This is a genomic window from Caldanaerobacter subterraneus subsp. tengcongensis MB4, from assembly GCF_000007085.1.
Classification (GTDB): Bacteria; Bacillota; Thermoanaerobacteria; order Thermoanaerobacterales; family Thermoanaerobacteraceae; genus Thermoanaerobacter; species Thermoanaerobacter subterraneus.
In genome coordinates, this window is sequence record NC_003869.1 from 2,322,677 (window position 1) to 2,339,375 (window position 16,699).

General features: G+C 36.6%; 14 protein-coding genes, 3 tRNA genes, 1 pseudogene and 1 CRISPR repeat array. Of the genes and pseudogenes, 8 read left to right on the forward strand and 10 right to left on the reverse strand.

The genetic code is table 11. The features are described from left to right. The first annotated feature begins 152 nt into the window (after window positions 1-152). The 4 genes from TTE_RS11635 to TTE_RS11650 all read left to right on the forward strand — a co-directional run bounded on the left by TTE_RS11635 (window position 153) and on the right by TTE_RS11650 (window position 1,958). On the forward strand, window positions 153-1,556 hold the full coding sequence (locus tag TTE_RS11635; RefSeq protein WP_011025025.1) for an ISLre2 family transposase: 1,404 nt from the start codon (window positions 153-155) through the stop codon (window positions 1,554-1,556). Window positions 1,557-1,705: 149 nt separating this feature from the next. Then, window positions 1,706-1,795: transfer RNA gene (locus TTE_RS11640), tRNA-Leu, on the forward strand. 4 nt (window positions 1,796-1,799) lie between these two features. After that, window positions 1,800-1,876, forward strand: a tRNA-Met gene (locus tag TTE_RS11645). A 5-nt stretch (window positions 1,877-1,881) separates the two neighbouring features. Beyond that, window positions 1,882-1,958: transfer RNA gene (locus TTE_RS11650), tRNA-Met, on the forward strand. Window position 1,959: 1 nt separating this feature from the next. Here TTE_RS11650 and TTE_RS11655 read toward each other — a convergent pair. After that, on the reverse strand, window positions 1,960-2,556 hold the full coding sequence (locus TTE_RS11655) for a recombinase zinc beta ribbon domain-containing protein (RefSeq protein ID WP_226990137.1): 597 nt from the start codon (window positions 2,554-2,556) through the stop codon (window positions 1,960-1,962). A 200-nt stretch (window positions 2,557-2,756) separates the two neighbouring features. Here TTE_RS11655 and TTE_RS13965 point away from each other — a divergent pair, with 200 nt between their 5' ends. From TTE_RS13965 to TTE_RS13590, 3 genes and pseudogenes are all read left to right on the forward strand, one after another. Continuing rightward, complete coding sequence (locus tag TTE_RS13965; protein WP_157858523.1) at window positions 2,757-2,900, forward strand: hypothetical protein; 144 nt, start codon at window positions 2,757-2,759, stop codon at window positions 2,898-2,900. A 138-nt stretch (window positions 2,901-3,038) separates the two neighbouring features. After that, window positions 3,039-3,173 (forward strand): hypothetical protein, encoded by a 135-nt coding sequence (locus TTE_RS14510; protein WP_259082483.1) that lies wholly within the window; start codon window positions 3,039-3,041, stop codon window positions 3,171-3,173. 920 nt (window positions 3,174-4,093) lie between these two features. Then, window positions 4,094-8,465: a CRISPR direct-repeat array (repeat unit 30 nt; unit sequence GTTTTTAGCCTACCTAAAAGGGATTGAAAC). Window positions 8,466-8,554: 89 nt separating this feature from the next. Further along, window positions 8,555-8,941, forward strand: a pseudogene (locus TTE_RS13590) (alpha-isopropylmalate synthase regulatory domain-containing protein); the annotation flags it as partial. 51 nt (window positions 8,942-8,992) lie between these two features. On the opposite strand, the gene TTE_RS11670 reads toward TTE_RS13590, so the two are convergent. The 6 genes from TTE_RS11670 to yabQ all read right to left on the reverse strand — a co-directional run bounded on the left by TTE_RS11670 (window position 8,993) and on the right by yabQ (window position 13,304). Continuing rightward, a complete protein-coding gene (locus TTE_RS11670) occupies window positions 8,993-10,159 on the reverse strand; it encodes an aminotransferase class I/II-fold pyridoxal phosphate-dependent enzyme (RefSeq protein WP_011026464.1) in 1,167 nt (388 codons plus the stop codon). Then, window positions 10,156-10,644 (reverse strand): Lrp/AsnC family transcriptional regulator, encoded by a 489-nt coding sequence (locus TTE_RS11675; RefSeq protein ID WP_041587226.1) that lies wholly within the window; start codon window positions 10,642-10,644, stop codon window positions 10,156-10,158. Before TTE_RS11675 ends, TTE_RS11670 begins: the two co-directional genes overlap by 4 nt. Before the next feature lie 405 nt (window positions 10,645-11,049). Then, window positions 11,050-11,955, reverse strand: a complete 906-nt coding sequence (locus tag TTE_RS11680) for a Ppx/GppA phosphatase family protein (RefSeq protein WP_011026466.1) — start codon at window positions 11,953-11,955, stop codon at window positions 11,050-11,052. A 42-nt stretch (window positions 11,956-11,997) separates the two neighbouring features. Further along, window positions 11,998-12,411, reverse strand: a complete 414-nt coding sequence (locus TTE_RS11685; RefSeq protein ID WP_011026467.1) for a S1 domain-containing RNA-binding protein — start codon at window positions 12,409-12,411, stop codon at window positions 11,998-12,000. A gap of 87 nt (window positions 12,412-12,498) precedes the next feature. After that, complete coding sequence (locus TTE_RS11690; RefSeq protein ID WP_041587227.1) at window positions 12,499-12,786, reverse strand: FtsB family cell division protein; 288 nt, start codon at window positions 12,784-12,786, stop codon at window positions 12,499-12,501. Between the two features lie 62 nt (window positions 12,787-12,848). Continuing rightward, a complete protein-coding gene (gene yabQ, locus TTE_RS11695) occupies window positions 12,849-13,304 on the reverse strand; it encodes a spore cortex biosynthesis protein YabQ (protein WP_011026469.1) in 456 nt (151 codons plus the stop codon). Window positions 13,305-13,384: 80 nt separating this feature from the next. On the opposite strand from yabQ, the gene TTE_RS11700 reads away from it, so the two are divergent. Beyond that, window positions 13,385-15,004: a putative manganese-dependent inorganic diphosphatase gene (locus TTE_RS11700; protein ID WP_011026470.1), complete on the forward strand. Its 1,620-nt coding sequence runs from the start codon at window positions 13,385-13,387 to the stop codon at window positions 15,002-15,004. Window positions 15,005-15,007: 3 nt separating this feature from the next. Here TTE_RS11700 and TTE_RS11705 read toward each other — a convergent pair whose 3' ends face one another. The 3 genes from TTE_RS11705 to yabP all read right to left on the reverse strand — a co-directional run bounded on the left by TTE_RS11705 (window position 15,008) and on the right by yabP (window position 16,691). Continuing rightward, on the reverse strand, window positions 15,008-15,640 hold the full coding sequence (locus tag TTE_RS11705; RefSeq protein ID WP_041587375.1) for an MtnX-like HAD-IB family phosphatase: 633 nt from the start codon (window positions 15,638-15,640) through the stop codon (window positions 15,008-15,010). Between the two features lie 14 nt (window positions 15,641-15,654). Then, window positions 15,655-16,311 carry an ABC transporter substrate-binding protein gene (locus TTE_RS11710; protein WP_011026472.1) on the reverse strand — a complete coding sequence of 219 codons (657 nt, stop codon included), beginning with the start codon at window positions 16,309-16,311 and terminating at the stop codon, window positions 15,655-15,657. Window positions 16,312-16,394: 83 nt separating this feature from the next. Next, on the reverse strand, window positions 16,395-16,691 hold the full coding sequence (yabP, locus tag TTE_RS11715) for a sporulation protein YabP (protein WP_011026473.1): 297 nt from the start codon (window positions 16,689-16,691) through the stop codon (window positions 16,395-16,397). Window positions 16,692-16,699 lie beyond the last annotated feature (8 nt).

The window sequence follows — 16,699 nt, forward strand, 5'->3', positions numbered from 1 at the left end:
AGCAAACTCATGCCTTTATTCATAACAAACAGGAGCTTTGGAGAAACATAGTGTAAAATTATCGTAGGATTTTTTGAGTGAAAAAAACAAGAGACAACCCCTGTGATAAAATAGAACTTGGAAACAAAACATCACAGAAAGGGGTGTCTCTTGTGAAAAAACATATCTTTGAGGATATTATACTACAAAATGCTCTAAATTTCACTGAGGAAGTAGTAGAAATTTTTGGTGATTTGTTAAACAAAGGAATGAATATTACAGAGCTTGTAGCAAGGATAAAGGAACTCACGGACAAACTAGGTAGAGGGGCAATAGAAGCAATTATTGAAGAGTTAGATAGGATAATAAAAGAAGACAAGAGAAGGAAAGAAAAATGGGTAGTAGAGAGGAAAGATAAAAAGAGATTAACGACAGTCCTTGGGGATATTGAATATGAGAGGACATATTACAAATCTAAAGAGGATGGGAGATATACATATTTGGTGGATGATGCATTAGAGATAGGACGGCACGATAGGATAGAAAAGGGAGTAAAGATAAAGTTAGTAGAAAACGCAATAGAAGAATCATATGAGAGAAGTAGTAAAAAAGCATGTCCAGAGGAGTTAAGTAAACAGACGGTATTAAATGCAATAAGGGAAATAGGGGAAGTAGAAGTAAAGAGAGAAATAAAAGAAAAGAAAGAAGTAAGGGTTTTATACATAGAGGCAGACGAGGACCATGTACCTTTACAGGACGGGAGAGATGAAACTCCACGATTAGTATACATACATGAAGGTAGAGAAGAGAAAAACGGAAGGAACGTACTGAAGAATGTCTATTACAAAGCATATGTAGGAGAGAAACCTGAAGACATATGGATAGATGTAGCAAATTACATAGAAGACAATTACAAAGAAGAGAAGATAGAGAAGATATACATAGCAGGAGATGGGGCACCGTGGATAAAAGAGGGATTAAAATGGATATTAAAATCAAGGTTTGTACTAGACAGATATCATTTAAACAAATACGTATTAAAAGCTACATCAAAAGAGCCAAAGTATAGGGATAAGATATGGAGAGCAATAAATGAAGGGGATAAAGAAAGAGTAAAGAAGGTATTTGATGAGTTAATAAAGGCAGCAGAGGAAGAGAGAGAGAAAGAGAAGATAAAAGAAGCAAAGAAATACATACTAAACAATTGGGAAGGGATAAAAATATACAACGAAGACGAAGATGTAATAGGGTGCAGTGCAGAAGGACATATAAGCCATGTATTTTCAGCAAGACTAAGCAGGAATCCATTAGGGTGGAGCAGAGAAGGATTAAAACTAATGGCGAAATTAAGGGTATTTAGCAAGAATGGAGGAGACTTAAGAGAAGTAGAATGGGGCAAGAAAAAGAATATAAATGCAGGAAGTTACAAATTAACGAAGAAGCAAATAAAAGAAGCGGTAAGGAGAGTTAAAACGTCTACAAATGAAAAGATAAACAATATTACAGTTTTGAATATAGGGAAAGTAACGCCAATATATAGGGTTTTAAGAGCATTAAAATATGCACAAGTTATATAAAAAAGCATGATAAGTTGAAGGCTGAAATTAACTAAGTTTCAGGGGTTGTCTTAAAAAAATCCTACAGTATCTTGACACTATCTTGGAGAAAATAACTATTGACTTAAAAAAGCTTATATAATATAATTAATACTGTCCAAAGGGATTCCGCCGGAGTGGCGGAACTGGCAGACGCACAGGACTTAAAATCCTGGGGGCTGAATAAGCCCGTACCGGTTCAAGTCCGGTCTCCGGCACCACTGTCGCGGGGTGGAGCAGTCCGGTAGCTCGTCGGGCTCATAACCCGGAGGTCGTGGGTTCAAATCCCACCCCCGCAACCAAACATGGCGGCGTAGCTCAGGTGGCTAGAGCATGCGGTTCATACCCGCAGTGTCGGTGGTTCGAATCCACTCGCCGCTACCATCTATGCGCAAACTGTATCGTCTACCGAAAGCCTGAAATGTGCTTCAATTCTATCACGGTAGACGATTATTTTATTGATATATGTTGGTAAAATTTGCTTAATTTTGTGAGGGTCACCCGCTTCCAACACTTCTTTGTCTTTTAAAAGGTACTGTATTATTTTTTCTTCTGTTATAGAGGAAGTGTCGGGCAAGCTGTTCATTTCTTTTATTCTCACTTCTATTTCTGCTTTCTGTTGCTCTAATTCTGTTAATTTTTCATAGAGGCTGGAATGGAAGTAGCCTTTTGCTATTACATCTACAATTGAACTTATGCTTTTTTTGATTTCTTCATACCGCCTTGAGAGCTTTTTCTTTTCTTCGTCTCTTTCCGAGATAAGTTTTTTATTTTCCTCATTTAATCTTTCAACAAGCTTTGGTAATGCATCTTCAGAAAAGACTCTTTGAAGAAGTTCATCTATGACGTACTGCTCTATCATCTCTTTGTTTACGTCTTTGTTGTCACAAGCCTTCTTTTTGCTTTTATTGTTGCAGCGGTAGTATGTATATTGACCTTTACTGAGGGTACCAACCATGGACAAACCACACACACACCGCACTCTATAAGCCCTGAAAGAAGATAGATTCTCTGCGCTGTATAGCTGGTCTGCTGCTTTTTGTTTTTCTCCATTCTCTTCTGTACTTCTCTAAAATCGAATAAACCATTTCAGGGCTTGTAGGAATAGAACTTCCATTAAAAAAGAGATCGTTCTCTAGGATAAGCTCCATACTCTATCTTTATTTTTCAGGAGGTGGTTTTATGCAGCTTACTGAAAGGGATTTGAGGATTTTGTACTGGATAAACAGAATGAAGTATGTAACAGTTAACCAGGTTTCCAAAAAGTTTAAAGTAGGTGTAAAAGCTTCATACAGGAGGCTGAAAAAACTTTGCACAAATATTTAAGCGAGGGCTTAAGGATGAATAGCAGAGAATTTACACAGGCAGGATGTACCGGTATCAGCTGAGCTTTTATCGTCGCTCATAGGAACAAAAGATGACATAACCATTACCATGCAGGTTAATGAGATTTCCCCTACTGGGATGGGAACAGTTAAAGAAGAGAAAAGCTTTATTGTTCATCCCGATGAAATAAAGAGGCTTAAAAGAGGAGACGCTTTTGTAGTTAAGAAATTTCCTGATTTTTTCGTAGAAAAGGTCTGTGTGAGGAAGATATGATGGAATTTTTGTAATTGTGAGAGATTAATACTCTGCTTGTTCATAGGAGAAGCAGTCTAAAGTGAACTTTCTATTAAAATCTGTTTAAAAAATTTAAAGCCGAGCATTGTATAGAGTTAAGAAAATTGTACTGTAAAGTTTCGTTAAAATTCTATACAATAAAAAAGAACTTTTAACTATTCCAAAAACTCTGCAAAAGAGGTGTCGCTTTTTAGCATACCTGGACACATAGAGGAACAGGTAGTCAGTAAATTTCGAATATGCGGTAGTATCCTGTAGTAGAAGTAAGAACAACCGTGGTCAACATTATAAAGAAACAAGAAAAAATTAGGAATAACGATATACAAAACAAATAAATAAACTACCGTGGTAGCCAAAAGGTAGCAGTAAGCAAGAGCAGGACAATACCTTTAAGTCACAAATAAAAAATTGCACAGCCCGCAGCAGAGGAAACAGCAATATATCAACTATTTCTTCATCAAATACTTTTCGAAGTCTACCATATTGGTATTATGAAGAACCTAGTAAAGCGTAGATAAAACAAAAGTAATAAAAGATTAACTAATAGTAACATCAACAACAAGGGTAAAATTAATTTGCTCTATATCCTAGTGATGCGTGATATAAAAAGATGACATTATGAAATCTTTATAAGTTTTTACATGTTTCGATAGAGAAATTTTAAGAAAGCAAGCTGAGGTAGTTTTTATGGATATTTCATGGCCTATAAAGAGGCAAAAAGTTTTTGTCGTCGATCTCCAATAATGCAAAAATTCTTGGAGAACGACGACAATTTTATTTTTTGGTTTTATTAAGGTAATTGATTTTAACGAATAATGTGATATAATAAAGCCAAGATACTTGACAAAGGCATTATTAAGAGTAAAATTTTCATCCACTTTTTATGAGGGCTTGAACGTGTTTTTAGCCTACCTAAAAGGGATTGAAACCAGTTTCAAATTGGATATAAAGGTTATATTCAACTCGGTTTTTAGCCTACCTAAAAGGGATTGAAACATATAGCTAAAGAAGTTAATAAACTTATTTCTTGGTTGTTTTTAGCCTACCTAAAAGGGATTGAAACCTGGGCAAAAGAAGCAATTGTGAATATGTTTCAGAAAGTTTTTAGCCTACCTAAAAGGGATTGAAACTCATCTAAAACCGTAAGCTTATACGTCACGCAAATTGCGTTTTTAGCCTACCTAAAAGGGATTGAAACCCAAGGCTTTGGCGACACATCAGAAACCATATGTAGCGTTTTTAGCCTACCTAAAAGGGATTGAAACCTAAAAACAAAAGGCTCGCAATTGCGAACCTGTTCCGTTTTTAGCCTACCTAAAAGGGATTGAAACTGCCCCATGATTTAAGTTTGAGTAAGGGACTCCGTCAGTTTTTAGCCTACCTAAAAGGGATTGAAACGATTTTTTTATAGTGATAATCTTACGGTAATCTTCTAGTTTTTAGCCTACCTAAAAGGGATTGAAACACTGGAAAAGAATGCGGACAAGCAAAAATCCTCACGGTTTTTAGCCTACCTAAAAGGGATTGAAACAGCAATAAGCTCTTTCCAGTTCATTTGATTTTGCACAGTTTTTAGCCTACCTAAAAGGGATTGAAACACTTTCAGATGAAATAGCAAACAATCTCACAAAAGTGTTTTTAGCCTACCTAAAAGGGATTGAAACTGTTTAACCGCTTCTTCTATGGCAAGAAGTATTACGCCGTTTTTAGCCTACCTAAAAGGGATTGAAACTCTATAGCTTCTTTTTCTAAATCAGCTATTGGTAAGGTTTTTAGCCTACCTAAAAGGGATTGAAACTTGGTAACCGAGACCCCCATAAACCTTGATTGCTATAGTTTTTAGCCTACCTAAAAGGGATTGAAACTTCCATACAAATCTACAGCAACCAAAAGTCTTTTCAAGTTTTTAGCCTACCTAAAAGGGATTGAAACAAAATGGACAAGTTAGACATAGCTTTGAGTTTTGGAGTTTTTAGCCTACCTAAAAGGGATTGAAACCACTGAAAGGAGGCGAAGTGAATGAACAGAAGATGCGGTTTTTAGCCTACCTAAAAGGGATTGAAACCTTATGACTTACTGGCTATACTTATACCCGCCCTGGGTTTTTAGCCTACCTAAAAGGGATTGAAACATATTACTGCTCCCTAAAAAATCAAATTCTTTATCGAAAGTTTTTAGCCTACCTAAAAGGGATTGAAACAGGCTACACGACACAATCTGGCTGTCATCTTTATATGGTTTTTAGCCTACCTAAAAGGGATTGAAACGGCTAGACATTATAAACACCTTATCCGAACACTATAGTTTTTAGCCTACCTAAAAGGGATTGAAACATTTTTGTTCGGTTCATACACTCACCTTCTTTGGCCGTTTTTAGCCTACCTAAAAGGGATTGAAACTTGCGCCTCCGCACTTCCCACAGTATATCAAACCGGGTTTTTAGCCTACCTAAAAGGGATTGAAACGCCTCACCGGCCACGAACTTACCTATCGCCATGTTGGTTTTTAGCCTACCTAAAAGGGATTGAAACACTGGCGATTTATTGGCAGTTTTAATGTTGCTGCTTGTTTTTAGCCTACCTAAAAGGGATTGAAACAACTTTCCACTCTACTATGTAACCTTGTGCATGTCCTAGTTTTTAGCCTACCTAAAAGGGATTGAAACTTTAATACATCATCTCTGTTCGGAAGTAGTATTTCAGCGTTTTTAGCCTACCTAAAAGGGATTGAAACATTTCGTTAGCTGATATATTACCCACCGGTAGGCTAGTTTTTAGCCTACCTAAAAGGGATTGAAACCTGGTGGAACTACTACCCAGAAGGGGTCATAGAGGAGTTTTTAGCCTACCTAAAAGGGATTGAAACTGAGCTGCCGGAGTTCAACTTCAACTACGAAGGCGAGTTTTTAGCCTACCTAAAAGGGATTGAAACACGGCAATCCATTCATGCCAGTGAGGGCAACAGTGTCGTTTTTAGCCTACCTAAAAGGGATTGAAACGCCCAAAAAGGAAGGCGGTAAGTATGAAAAAACCTATTGTTTTTAGCCTACCTAAAAGGGATTGAAACCTTCATAAGCTTTTTATAACCTGCTATTGTAGTCTGTGTTTTTAGCCTACCTAAAAGGGATTGAAACCCTCAACCCTCTGCGGCAATGCATCTTGCAGCTCAGGTTTTTAGCCTACCTAAAAGGGATTGAAACCCTTAATTAGAAAAGCACAGCGGGTAGGATACGACGGTTTTTAGCCTACCTAAAAGGGATTGAAACATCCATGGACGTGACTCCGGTCTACAGCCGTGAGTCGTTTTTAGCCTACCTAAAAGGGATTGAAACGACAACAAAGCGATGTAGAGAGTGGAGAGATAGCAGTGTTTTTAGCCTACCTAAAAGGGATTGAAACAGCGTTCAAACTGCTCTTCAGACAATTCATTTTCCGTGTTTTTAGCCTACCTAAAAGGGATTGAAACGTACTAGCCAGTTGTTTAATTCGTCCCTTATCCAAGTTTTTAGCCTACCTAAAAGGGATTGAAACTGGTATATGTAGATGGAATAGGCGAAGTACCAATACCGTTTTTAGCCTACCTAAAAGGGATTGAAACTATAGTCCCTATAACAAAAAGCCCGCCCAGTTGAGCGTTTTTAGCCTACCTAAAAGGGATTGAAACAAACCTTTCATTCTAATAACACCTTCCCGCTGTATAGGTTTTTAGTCTACCTAAAAGGGATTGAAACTTGAGAGTGTTCCTTCAGCGAGGCTGAGGCAAAATGGTTTTTAGCCTACCTAAAAGGGATTGAAACCTATAAAAACATAGGAGAAGACCTTGTCATCATCATGGTTTTTAGCCTACCTAAAAGGGATTGAAACACAGTTCTAACGTGAGATTGTGGACAGGTAAACTATTGGTTTTTAGCCTACCTAAAAGGGATTGAAACCTGTAATGGAATTCTTTGCAGGACGCAAGCCACAAAGTTTTTAGCCTACCTAAAAGGGATTGAAACTTAACTGAAGACCCAAGAAGCGAAGAAGAGAAAGAAGTTTTTAGCCTACCTAAAAGGGATTGAAACGAGCTGGTAAGTAAGTATTTTCCGGCTTGGTATTTAGGTTTTTAGCCTACCTAAAAGGGATTGAAACGCACAAATGAGTTAAGTAGCTTCAAGTACGTTGCATCGTTTTTAGCCTACCTAAAAGGGATTGAAACTGTCAAGATTGTCACAACAAAGAGCATAGTGCAAAAAGTTTTTAGCCTACCTAAAAGGGATTGAAACAGGGTAGTGGCAAGCTAAATGTAGAAGGATTAGCTAGTTTTTAGCCTACCTAAAAGGGATTGAAACCCAATTAGTGCAGGTGTAGGCTTTGTAACAACTCCTGTTTTTAGCCTACCTAAAAGGGATTGAAACAGGGTAGTGGCAAGCTAAATGTAGAAGGATTAGCTAGTTTTTAGCCTACCTAAAAGGGATTGAAACTCCTTTTTATCAGCTCAGACCTGAAGAAAGAGCGAAAAGTTTTTAGCCTACCTAAAAGGGATTGAAACCCAGCATTGTCTAAACACTTAAAGAAGCGCAAAACAGGTTTTTAGCCTACCTAAAAGGGATTGAAACCATATACTAAACTGGGGTAGTATGCACATTTTTCCGTGTTTTTAGCCTACCTAAAAGGGATTGAAACAACTGAGCGGACCCTCTAAACCTGGTGTTGGCCCAAAGTTTTTAGCCTACCTAAAAGGGATTGAAACGAGGCTCAAAAACAGGCTATAATCGCTTTAGTGAAAGGTTTTTAGCCTACCTAAAAGGGATTGAAACGCAACAGGGAAAAGAAAAAGGATTGTGCGATATGTAAAAGTTTTTAGCCTACCTAAAAGGGATTGAAACAGGCACCTTACGATGATGCCGCAACGTATTCAGGTACTGTTTTTAGCCTACCTAAAAGGGATTGAAACTGAGCATGTCCTCCAAGGCGCTGAGAGAATTAGACAGGGTTTTTAGCCTACCTAAAAGGGATTGAAACGGCATTGCTTTGAAATGTAGAAGTCCTGTTATGTAGTGTTTTTAGCCTACCTAAAAGGGATTGAAACAATCCCTTAACAATCCCTTTTATTGGGACCCCTTTAGGTTTTTAGCCTACCTAAAAGGGATTGAAACGATGAGGAGTTGAATAGGTATCAGGATATTATTGAGGTTTTTAGCCTACCTAAAAGGGATTGAAACAAATTCTCTCTGTCAAAATATTGCACTTCATTATAAGCGTTTTTAGCCTACCTAAAAGGGATTGAAACAAAAATGCCAAGTTAATTTTGGAAGTACAAGAAGAGCAAACACGGATGTTAAAGAGGATGTCAATGTGTTTTCACTTTTAAATGCTGATACAGATTTTGATTTAAAAGAATTTAAAGTTATAGTAAACGAGCCTTCTGTGAATAGCGTTAATTCTTTTGCAGTGATAAAAGTGGAAGTGGATGGGGTAGAAGAAATAGGTGCTGCAGATGGAGATGGGCCAGTATATGCTCTTGATAATGCTGTAAGAAAAGTACTGGAAAGGTTTTATTTACAAATAAAATAGATAAGGTTGACAGATTATAAAGTCAGAGTTTTGGATTCAAGTTCTGGAACTGCTGCTAAAGTAAGAGTTATAATCGAGTCCACAGATGGTAAGGATTCTTGGAGCACTATTGGAGTCTCTCCAGACATTATCGAAGCTAGCTGGAAAGCTCTCGTTGATTCAATAGAGTACAAATTGAATAAAGAAAATTAACTTTGCTAAAAAATGGGGCTCATAATAATTTAGCCCCACTTTCTCATTCTTTTATAATATTTTTTCAGCAAAGCGTTTTATCCTTTCAAGTGCCTTTGCTATTTTATCTATAGAATACGCATACGAGACCCTAACATAACCTTCACCACTTGGACCAAAGGCATTTCCGGGTACTACTGCTACTTTTTCTTCTTTTAAAAGTTTTTCGCAGAACTCTTCAGAAGTCATGCCTGTCTTTTTTATTGAAGGAAAAATGTAAAACGCTCCTTTGGGTTCAAAACAGTCAAGACCTATTTCGCGGAATCCATTTACGATAAACCGCCTTCTTTGGTCGTAGGTTTCCCTCATTTTTATTATATCTTCTTCGCATTCGTATATACCCTTTATGGCTGCGTACTGGGCAGTTATCGGAGCACATATTGTTGTATATTGGTGGATTTTGTTCATCGCTTCTATAAATTCATGCTCTGCCGCAATGTACCCTAACCTCCATCCAGTCATGGCAAAAGCTTTTGAAAAACCGTTTATGAGGATTGTCCTTTCTTTCATCCCTGGAAGAGAGGCTATGCTTACGTGTTTTCCTTCATAAGTCAGCTCGCTGTATATTTCATCAGAAATTACAATAAGGTCTTTTTCAATTATTACATCTACAATCTCTTCCAGGTCTTCTTTTTTCATGATTGCACCTGTAGGATTGTTAGGATAGAGTAAGATTAATGCTTTTGTCTTTGAAGTTATTTTGGATCTTAAATCATCAGGAGTGAGTATAAAATTGTTTTTTTCGTCTGTAGGTATAAACACTGGGACACCTCTTGTGAGAATTACGCAAGGAGCATAGGAAACGTAACTGGGTTCCGGAATTAAAACCTCATCTCCATCATTTAAAAGAGCTCTAAGTGCTAAATCAATAGCCTCACTTGCACCAATAGTAACCATAATTTCTTTTTCAGGGTCGTAGTTTAAGTCATAATGTGTCTTTAAAAAATAGGAGATGGCTATCCTCAGTTCAAGCAAGCCTAAATTTGATGTGTATGTGGTATTTCCCCTGCACAGTGTTTCAATCCCCTCTTTTCTTATTTCCCATGGAGTTACAAAATCCGGTTCCCCTACGCCCAGTGATATTATATCCTTTGAGTTGGTAACAAGGTCAAAAAATTTCCTAATCCCAGAAGGTGGTATTTTCTTTACTACATCAGATATGTATTTATTAGGATTCATGGTGCTATCACCAGTCTTTTATCATCTTGATTCTCTTCATATAATACGCCGTCCTCTTTATACCTTTTAAGTATAAAATGAGTTGTGATACTCAGGACGCCATCGATCGGAACCAATTTTTCAGCTACAAATAATGCTATTTCCTTCATTGTTTTCCCTTCTACTTCTACAGAAAGGTCGTATGTACCTGAGATTAATGACACGGATTTTACTTCTTCAAACTGGCATATTTTATGAGCTATAGCATTAAACCCCAGTTCCTGCTGCGGAGTTGCTTTTACATCTATGAGAGCAGTCACTACTTCGCGATTTATTTTTTCCCAATCTATCAAGGCAGAGTATTTTAAAATTACTTTTTTGTTTTCTAATTCTTTTATTGTGCTTTTTACTTCTTCTTCGCTAATCCCTAGAATTGAAGCAATTTGATGTTCTGTAAGCCTGCCATTTTCTTGTAAAAGTTCAGCAATTTTTATGCTTTTATTCAGATTGTTACCTCCTTTCTTGGATAATGTTTTTATATTTCAAAATTATAATACTAATGTGGCGCTGATTCAATAATTTAATAAGTTAAAGTGAAAAATATTATAGGCTTTTTATTTTAAAGATGTTACGGCTAAAAGCATATTTTCAAATTTTAAAATAGAGACAAATATAAAAAAAGAATAGGTAACTCACATCTACCTATTCCTATATCCCACACATCCGTAACACTCGAAGTGCCCCCTCTTTATCATTAATACCGCTACCAGTAGAGAACAAAAATCGTCACCTCGTAGGAATTGTTTCTTCTGAGATGACGATTATTTTTTATTTTTCTTTTGTACAATTTCATCCAATTATTAAAAAAGCTGTCATAAAGACAGCAAAATATCTCATCTATACAAAACAAATTATATATTCATACCGCCAAACTTATACAACACTGCTCCTTCTAGGTTGTCCCATTCGCTTACAGTAATTTCTTTTTTATTAAATATTTCTAAAAGAGTAAGTAAAATAGCTGTTCCAGCAATTATTATATCGGCTCTTTCTGGCTGAAGACCAGCTATTTTTTTCCTTTCCTCAAGAGAAACGGACATAAATCTATCTAAAATTCTCTTTATTTCCTCCCTCTCTAGAACATATCCGTGTACTTTTTCCTCCGAATAAATTTCCAATTGCTGTGATACTGCTGCTAAACTTGTGATAGTCCCTCCAATTCCAACAAGCCTTTCAATTTCATTATACTTGCCTATTGAATTTACCACTGTATCTATTATGTAAAGCCTCATATCGTTGTATTCTTCTAAAGAGGGAGGGTCACTTTTTACGAATTCTTCTGTAAGTTTCACTGCTCCTATACCAAAACTTTCTTTTATAAATTCAAAACCTTTATAGGCTAACTCTGTACTCCCTCCTCCTATATCAATAACCAACGCTTTATCCAATTTTATCCCTTTGACAGCACCTATATAGCCAAATAGGCTTTCAGTATCACCGTCTAGTATATCTAATGCTATATTAAATTTTGAAAAATTATCCAAAAATAGCTCCTTATTTTTAGCTTCTCTCATAGCAGAAGTAGCAAAAGCATAAATCTCATCTACACCTTCCTTCTCTGCCATTGATATAAATTCCTCTATCGTCTCCACAGTTCTCTGAACAGCACCAGGGTTTAGTCTACCCGTTTTTATTAATCCTTCCCCTAAACGGGTTATTTTTACATCTTTACGCAATCTAATTAAACTGCCATCTTCTACGTCGCATATCAATTGTCTGACAGAATTTGTTCCAATATCTATCGCAGAGACTCTCATAACAACCCCCAACTTATGAAAAATCTTCGGGAGGCCCCGAAGTTAATATCCATTGCTTCTTCTGTAACTTGTATTTCTTCTTTTTGAATCTAAATGCTTTCTAAGCTGTTGCTGTCTTTCATCAGAATCCTTTAAAAATTTTAATAATTTCTCTTCAAAAGAACTGTTATTGTTGTTTCTGCTGTTTTGCCATGCAAAATCTTTTTCTTTAGGAGTTTTTTGCGGCATTGCCTTCTTTATAGACAGGCTTATTTTTCCATTTGGTTCCATGGACAAAATTTTTACTTTAACCCTGTCGTTTTCTTTCAAGAAGTCCCTGATGTTTTTCACGTATGTGTTCGCAACTTCAGAGATGTGAACCAGCCCCGTTTTCCCCTCCGGTAGCTTAATGAAAGCTCCAAAGTCTGTGATGTTCAATACAGTTCCTTCGACAATATCCCCAACTTCAAACGGCATAAAAGTAAATATCCTCCCTCTCAAGTTTTTGCTAATGGAATTATTATATATTAAAACAGAAAATATTTCAACAGGATTTTTTGACCTCTATTTCCCCTCACCACCCCCTTTGTTCTTTGAAATATCTATGTATATTATCTCTCCTTTTTTGACAAGGCCAAGCTTTTCTCTGGCTTCTCTCTCTATAAAACTATCGCTGTTAACTTCTTCTAAAGTTTTTTTCAGGCTTTCATTTTCTTTAAGCACAGCAGCCTCTTTAGCCTTTAATTCTTTATATTTACTATCCAATCTCATCAAAGTAAGCTGCTGACCCAAAAAAGTGAAGGCGAGGTAAAAGATAAAGCCAAAAAGCAATATCTTCTTTAGTTTTTTCATCTCTCTCCCTCTTTCCAAAAGCCTTTATAATAGTGTAATTCGACACATTTTTAAAAACTCCTCTATTTTTTCCCTTTAAAAATTTTAAAATATTTAAGTTCCTCTCCAATACTATTTTTCGCAAAATCCCAAGGTTTTTTAAAAAACCTAATGGCAGTTCCAAAAGGTTTTAATAAAATTCCTGCCACAAACTTAAAGAAATTCACTATTCCCGTTGTGACTATAATTAAAATCTCTGTGACAAACTCGCTCAGCAAAAAGTAATACAGCAAAACTCCAAATAAAAAACCAAGAAAATTATAAAACCTCAGTTCTATATAATTGCTCATATAGAGGAAGTACAGCATAATAACTGTACTGATGAGCCAAAATATAATATCAGCAGCTGGGACAAAAGCTTTTTTCAGATGAAATACTTTCCGCATCACTTTAAAAATATCATATAATGCCCCCAGTATAAATCCTCCATAAACCGTAACCAAAAAAGAATAAATTTGGCTTTGTATAGTAATTACCATTTACATCTCCTCCTTTTCCTGTTATATTATATTTATCCACAACCACAACCATGAAAATTAAAAACAGGGGCGATGCAGAAATGAAGACGGTATATGTATGTGGTCATAAAAACCCGGACACTGACTCAATTTGCTCTGCTATAGCATATGCTCACTTAAAAAGAATAACAGAAGGGATAAACGCTATCCCCGTGCGGCTTGGACCTATAAATAGAGAGACAAAGTTTGTGCTGGATTACTTTGGCATAGAAGAACCAATCTTTATTGAAAATGTATATACTCAGGTTCAAGATATAAAGTTTGACAAACCTTTAATATTTAAAGAAAACACTTCTATGTTCGAAGCCTGGAACGCAATGATGGAGAAAAACATAAGGACACTTGCAGTAGTGGATGACGAGAATAAACTCATAGGAATAGCAACAGTAGGGGATTTAGCAAAAGCTTACCTCTCTTCTGCCCACGAACTATCTAAATACAGAATACCAATTGAAAACCTACTTGCAACTTTAAAAGGAGAGATTTTATTAAGATACCTAGACTATATAGAAGGAAACATACTGGTAGCCGCCATGTCAAAAGAAAATGTCCTAAAGAGGATAAAAGAAGGAGATACGTTGATAGTGGGAGACAGAGAAGACATCCAGGAAGCCGCAATTCAAAAAGGCGTAAAAGCTTTGATAATAACGGGAAACAATCAAGTCTCAGAAAAAATTTTAGACTTAGCTGAAAAGCATGAAGTAACTATAATAAAAGTCTCCCCTGACACCTTTGATACGGTAAAACTTTTAAATCAAAGCATTCCTCTGTCTTATGTCATAAAAAAAGAAGACATAGTGAGCTTCAGACTCACTGATTACATTGACGATGTAAAAGAGGTAATGTTAAAATATAGGTACCGCAATTTCCCCGTATTAGACGAGGAAGGAAGAGTTGTAGGGCTTTTAGGAAGGAGGCACATCCTAGACTACGAAAGAAAAAATGTAATTTTAGTCGACCACAATGAGTTTTCCCAAGCTGTGGAAGGAATAGAACAAGCGAGAATACTCGAGATAATTGACCATCATAGACTTGGCACAATCGAAACAGATCAGCCGATACTTTTTAGAAACCATCCCGTAGGCTCTACAGCCACCATAATAAACCGGCTTTATGAAGAAAAAGGGCTGATTCCCGACCCGAAAATAGCTGGCATAATGTGCGCTGCCATACTATCTGACACGCTTGTTTTCAAATCACCTACCTGCACCCCTGAAGATGTGAGAGCCGCGAAAAAGCTTGCAGAAATAGCAGAAATAGATATAAACGAGTTCGGGAACCAGATGTTCAAAGCAGGAACTTCATTAGAGGGCAAAACAGTAGAAGAAATCTTCTACACCGACTTTAAAGAATTCACAGTAAACAAATACAAGATAGGCATAGGACAGGTAAACACCTTAGCCGATCCAGGGGAACTCAAAAAAGACCTCATCTCCTTCATGGAAAAAGTAAGAAGTGATAAAGGATACGACATACTGCTTCTTATGCTGACAGACATCATAAACGAAGGGTCAGAAATCCTCTTTGTAGGCGATAACAAAGAACTCCTAGAAAGGGCCTTTGATGTAAAGATACAAAACAACAGTTTCTATCTTCCTTACGTGATTTCTCGCAAAAAGCAGGTACTTCCCCCTCTTGTAAAAGCGATAAACACTCATTAGTGTTTATCGCTTTACATATCTTATTATGTCTTTGAAGCTACCAAATCGAAAATATTTAATTCCTTTTTCCTCGCAGTAATCTGCTAACACGTCTTTAGCAAAAACCTCATCAGCATGTTCCACCACACAGAAATCAGAATACCCATCTCCTACAAAGGCAACACTATATCCCTTTTTTCTGTACTCTTTTAAAATATTGAGTTTACACATTCCACATTTATCGCACTCTTTATCTTTATAGGGAAAAGCTACTTTTATTTTTCCCCCTTCAAACCACATTTTATTGCTATAGTAGGGAAGTTTTAAATTATACTTTTTCATCACCGCCTCTATTATAAAATCGTATCCATCGCTGACAATAACTACTTCATATTCTTTTTCTTTTGTTACCCCTAAAAACTCCAGGAAATGGTCATCTATTTCTACATTTTCCATTATAAATTTAAAAAGCTCTTCTTCAGACACTTCCATTAGCTTTAAAGTCTCAATAGCACACTCTTCTGTAGACATCTCTCCTTTTTCCCACAACTCATTGTAATACTGCCAACCTTCCTTTGCAAACTTCTCTACCATCATGTAGACAGCATCTTTTTTGGTCACAGTTCCATCAAAATCCACCAAAAAAACTTTTTTCATCTGCTCCTCTCCCTTCATCCTTTTAAGAGCCACTTCACAAATTTTATCGCCAGATCTTTATGTTCCGAATTAGAAAGAACTGCAATTATCTTGTCATGATAGTCATAGCCAATTTGCTTTAACCATCGATTATCAGAATTCACATATATCCCATAAACGCCTTTTTTGACGCCATTCACATCTTTCAAAGTTTTCGCCACTTTATAATCTTTAAGGTCTAGCCCTTCAGTCTTGTCCAGCCTCAAAAAAGCTCCCTGGACCGCCAGCGCATCAAAGCTCTTTTTATCCAGTATGATGACATCTATCTGCTCTGCTGCAATTCTGGCAATCAACTTTTGAGTAGAAGCTGGATCTAATATAAGTTCTCCTTGGGAGTCTCTCATCAGCTTGTAAAAATCTACTGAAGCCTCTTTTTTATCTGAGGGATTTCCTACAAGTTCTTTTGTCACTTCATGAGAAAATTGGCTTAACCTGTCAAAATCTACGCTTTCACCTATTAAAGCTATGTTTAAAACGTATTCCTTTCTATTTATCATGCTCAAAGTAAAAGTAGTCAAAACGTATATCAAAAGTAATCCCACAATTATGTGGATTTTGTAGTAATCCCATATGTAGTGCAATTTCTCTTTAAAAGTCAACTCTTTAAACCAGTTTTTCTTCTCCTCTGCCATATTCTCACCTCATAGCTTACTGAACAGTTTTGCACTTTTATTATAGCAAGAAAAGGCAAAATAAAAAAGCCGCATTGCGCGACTTATCTAAACATCCTGCTTATAAATCCTCCAGACTTTGAAACAAGTCCTCCTTTTTCAGAGTAATTTAGATTTATAATTTCTCCATCTAATGATACTTGTCCCTCATCCAGATTGAGCTTGTTGATGTGAAGACCCTGCCCCCTTACAGTCAAAATCCCCATCTCTGTCTCCACAATCACAGATTCTTCATCAAAACTTATCACATTCACAACCCCCGTGATACTCATCTTCTCTCTATTTTCTATAGACACATTATGGGGCTTTGTCCCTTTCTGCACAAACCTTTTATCCTCCATAAAAGATT

Bases quoted from the DNA above. Each gene is read 5' to 3' on its own strand.
- TTE_RS13965 (WP_157858523.1), top strand. From the start codon at position 2,757: ATGCAGCTTACTGAAAGGGATTTGAGGATTTTGTACTGGATAAACAGA.
- TTE_RS14510 (WP_259082483.1), top strand. From the start codon at position 3,039: ATGGGAACAGTTAAAGAAGAGAAAAGCTTTATTGTTCATCCCGATGAA.
- TTE_RS11670 (WP_011026464.1), bottom strand. From the start codon at position 10,159: ATGAATCCTAATAAATACATATCTGATGTAGTAAAGAAAATACCACCT.
- TTE_RS11680 (WP_011026466.1), bottom strand. From the start codon at position 11,955: ATGAGAGTCTCTGCGATAGATATTGGAACAAATTCTGTCAGACAATTG.
- TTE_RS11685 (WP_011026467.1), bottom strand. From the start codon at position 12,411: ATGCCGTTTGAAGTTGGGGATATTGTCGAAGGAACTGTATTGAACATC.
- TTE_RS11690 (WP_041587227.1), bottom strand. From the start codon at position 12,786: ATGAAAAAACTAAAGAAGATATTGCTTTTTGGCTTTATCTTTTACCTC.
- yabQ (WP_011026469.1), bottom strand. From the start codon at position 13,304: ATGGTAATTACTATACAAAGCCAAATTTATTCTTTTTTGGTTACGGTT.
- TTE_RS11700 (WP_011026470.1), top strand. From the start codon at position 13,385: ATGAAGACGGTATATGTATGTGGTCATAAAAACCCGGACACTGACTCA.
- TTE_RS11705 (WP_041587375.1), bottom strand. From the start codon at position 15,640: ATGAAAAAAGTTTTTTTGGTGGATTTTGATGGAACTGTGACCAAAAAA.
- TTE_RS11710 (WP_011026472.1), bottom strand. From the start codon at position 16,311: ATGGCAGAGGAGAAGAAAAACTGGTTTAAAGAGTTGACTTTTAAAGAG.
- yabP (WP_011026473.1), bottom strand. From the start codon at position 16,691: ATGGAGGATAAAAGGTTTGTGCAGAAAGGGACAAAGCCCCATAATGTG.